General features: G+C 74.6%; 2 protein-coding genes. One reads left to right on the top strand and one right to left on the bottom strand.

The genetic code is table 11. The annotated features are described in order from the left end of the window. A partial coding sequence (locus IBL25_RS25610) for a heparinase II/III domain-containing protein (RefSeq protein ID WP_187781269.1) occupies positions 1–1,495 on the bottom strand: 1,495 nt, incomplete at its 3' end. 123 nt (positions 1,496–1,618) lie between these two features. On the opposite strand from IBL25_RS25610, the gene IBL25_RS25605 reads away from it, so the two are divergent. Continuing rightward, positions 1,619–2,678: polysaccharide biosynthesis/export family protein (locus IBL25_RS25605; RefSeq protein WP_238940668.1), on the top strand; the 1,060-nt coding region annotated here is incomplete at its 3' end.

Raw genomic sequence — 2,678 nt, 5'->3', positions numbered from 1 at the left:
GCACCCGCCACAGCCGGCCCTCGGCGCTGACGCGGCGGGCGTGGCGGTGGCCATGGGCATCCCGCAGCGCCGCGCCATCCGGCAGCGGGGTCAGGCGCGGCCATCGGGCGTGGAGGAAGCGGCCGGCGCGCGGCATCGGCTCCCGTTCATCGAAGGTGATGGTGTTATGGGCGGCGGCGCTGGAAAAATACGCCAGCCACCAGCGGTCGGCGGGGGCGGGGTTGTAGGCACCGGTGCCGGCATCGGTGAGCACTGGGGTGGCGCCGTCCCACAGTTCGAAATGCAGCAGGTCGGCTTGGCCGGGGCGGAAGCGCAGCGGGCCGGTGCGCAGCAGGGCGTGGGCGCCATCCCGCCGCCAGCCCATGCTGCCGGCGGCGCGCCAGAAGGTTGGTGGCGTGAAACCCGGGGCGGCGGGCAGCGCCAGCCAGCCGCAGCCCGGTTCCTCGGCGAAACCGGCGGAGGCACCGGCGAACAGGCGCATCGCCCGTTCGATGCTGCCGCTCGCGTCATCCGGCCCGGCCAGGGCGAGGTCGGCGAAGGCGGAACCATCCTGGTGGCCGAGGCGCGGCAGCGCGCCATCCGGCGCCACCAGTCCGGCCAGCCAGCGGGCGGCGGCGGCGGCGCGTTCCGCGAAGGGGGCGGGAAAGGCCGGGGCGCCATGCCGGCGCCGCAGCCATTCCACGATCGCCAGCACATCCAGCAGCAGCCGGTGATAGCCGGTGGAAACCTGGGCGAAGCCGCCATCGGCGGCCACCAGCCGCGCCAGGGCAGCGGAGAGCGCGCGGGCGCCACCTTCCCGCAACGCGGCATCGCCCAGCAGCAGGCCACAGGCAAAAAGGCCGGCGGGCTCGCTGATGCTGTGGTTGTTGTCCTGCGCCTGGGCGTAATGGGTGGTGGCGCCGATGCGGCGGGCATGCAGCGCCAGGACATCCCGCGCCCCGGGTGCCAGGGCGCGGTCCTGCCCCAGCAGCGCCAGGGCCAGGGCCAGGTGCAGCGCCCGCAGCGCCGCTTCCTGCCCACAGGCCCAGTGTGGGCCACGGAAGGGCGGGTTGGCGGCGCACCATGCGGCCAGGCGGGCTTCCAGGGCCGCCTGGTGGCCCTCTTCCGGCCAAAGGCGGGCAGCCTGGGCGAGTTGCGGCAGACAGGCGAGGCGCCCGGCTTCCCAGACCGGCCGCACATCGCCTGGGCGGAAGAGGTCCATGCCAAGGGCTGGTGCCAGGGGGTCGAAGGCCCCGTGGTGGCGGGGCGGCGGCAGGACGGCCAGCCTTGCCCGCAGCTTCGCCTGCCATGCCTGCGGCGGAAGCGGGGCCGCCGGTGGCGGCAGATCCGCCAGAAAGGGGCCGCCGGGCGCCACCGCATCCGCCAGCCGCCGCGCCGCCTGCCCGGAGGCCAGCGACAGCCGGTGCAGCCCGTAATGCCCAAGGGCACGCGGGCCAAGCCGCCAGGCGGCATCGGCCAGCAGCAGCGTCCTTGGGATGCGTGCTTGGATCGGCATACCCGGAATGATATGACTGCGTTCACAATATAGCGAGTGCTTGGTCACGTTCACATGACCAGACCCGACCGATCCCGGCAAACTGTGACACGCCCGCCCCACCGCCGGCTGCGAGCCGCCGGATTGCCGCTGGCGCTTCTGGCCACATTGGCCGGAACGCTGCCCGCATGGGCGCAGAATACGCCGGGCGGCGGGGTGCCGAGCCCGCTGCTGTCGCCGCCTTCCCTGCCCTCCACGCTGCCGGGGGGCCTGCCGGTGCCGGCGCTGCCGCCGGCGGTGCAGCAGGATATCCTGCAACGCATCCTGGATGCCGCCGGCACCGGGCCCGGCGCTGGCGCTCCTCTCGCGGCCATACCGCCCCGCCCGATGCCAGCGCCGCCGCCGGCCCATCCCGCCGCGCCCCCCGTCATGCCAGCGCCGGCGGAACAGCCGCTCTCGCATACGGAAGCCTTTTATGCCGCGCGGCTGGACACGGTGCTGCGCCAGTTCGGCTACGACACCTTCCAGACCGCCCCCGGCACCGCCCCGGCCCCCGCCACCATGGGCCTGCTGCCGGACGACTACATCCTCGGCCGCGACGACGAGGTTTCCATCGCCATCCGTGGCCGTACGCGGCAGAGCGTGACGCTGCGCGTCAACCGCGACGGCACGCTGCTGCTGCCGGACCTGCCGCCCTTCATCGCCGCCGGCCGCAGCCTGGGCGCGCTGCGCGCCGATATCGAGGCACGCGTGGCGCAGGAGCTTGGCGGCTCGGAAGCCTATGTCTCGGTGGGGCAGGTGCGGCAGGTGGGCGTGCTGGTGGCGGGCGAGGTGGCGCGGCCCGGCATGCAATCCGTGCCCGCCCTGGCCTCGGTGCTGGATGCGCTGATGCTGGCCGGCGGCGTGCGCAAGACCGGCTCGCTGCGCGCCATCCGGGTGGAAGGGCCACGTGGCCGCCGCATCATCGACCTCTACAGCGTCATCGCCGGCGAGGCCGGGAACCCCGACCTGATGCTGCGGGAAGGCGAGCGCGTGGTGGTGCCGCCGCTGGGCGCCACCGTCGCCGTGGCGGGCGAGGTAACGCGCCCCGGCATCTATGAACTGCCCGCCGGGGTGGCGCAGGCGCCGCTGGCCACGCTGCTGCGGCTGGCCGGGCAGCCGCTGCGCCCCGCCGGCAACCGCTTCCTGCTCCAGGGCACCGATG

This window comes from Pseudoroseomonas ludipueritiae (genome assembly GCF_014490445.1).
In the GTDB taxonomy this organism is placed as follows: Bacteria; Pseudomonadota; Alphaproteobacteria; order Acetobacterales; family Acetobacteraceae; genus Pseudoroseomonas; species Pseudoroseomonas ludipueritiae.
The sequence above is the reverse complement of the archived record's forward strand: the minus strand, read 5'-3'. Positions and strand labels throughout refer to the sequence as shown.